1 protein-coding gene is annotated in these 709 nt (G+C 46.7%); it reads right to left on the reverse strand.

Going from position 1 to position 709, the window contains the following annotated elements:
* A partial coding sequence (locus tag IM797_RS28195) for a cytochrome-c peroxidase (RefSeq protein WP_370583133.1) occupies nt 1–702 on the reverse strand: 702 nt, incomplete at its 3' end.
* Nucleotides 703–709: the final 7 nt, after the last annotated feature.

Genomic DNA, 709 nt, shown 5'->3' on the forward strand with positions numbered 1-709 from the left:
GATCAGCGTAGCTCCATATAAACCTTTGTCATTGATTGTACTGATCCCCAAACCGTTGTTACGAAAAGATCCGTCGGTAAACAAAGGCTCGGAATGACAGGAAGCGCATTTGTCCTTGAACAGCACATAGCCAGCCTGCTCATCGGCAGTGAAGGTTGCACCAGCTTCCTTGCGCATCACCTTATCGTACTTGGAATTGCTGCTTACACACATGACCATAAATTGAGATAAGGCTTTCATGAAACGTGCGGTTGTGACCTCTTCTGTTCCAAAAGCGCCGTTAAACATGGCCGTATACTTAGGCAGTGCCCGGATCTTGTTTAACACATTTTCCAGGTTCTCGTCCATTTCTTCATGGGTAGTGATGGGCGTGATCGGTTGCAGGTCCAGATCAAAAACGCCACCGCCCCACATAAAGGCCTTATTCCAGGCCAGGTTCATAATTGGCGGTGAATTCCGTGTTCCCAGGCGGTCATCGATACCGTGGCTCACATCATGTCCATGCTGGGTAAATGCAGAAGACTGAATGTGACAGGAGCCGCAGGTAATGGTATTATTCCTTGAAAGTCTGGGTTCGTAAAACAATGCCCGGCCCAGTTCAAATCCTTCTTTGGTAACGGGATTATTGGCCAGGTTATATACAGGCTCAGGAAAATTAGCTGGTTTCTGAAAACCCAGAAACTTTTCAATTTCTTCTTTGATCGGATTT

Source organism: Pedobacter sp. MC2016-24 (assembly GCF_015223055.1).
Taxonomy (GTDB): domain Bacteria; phylum Bacteroidota; class Bacteroidia; order Sphingobacteriales; family Sphingobacteriaceae; genus Pedobacter.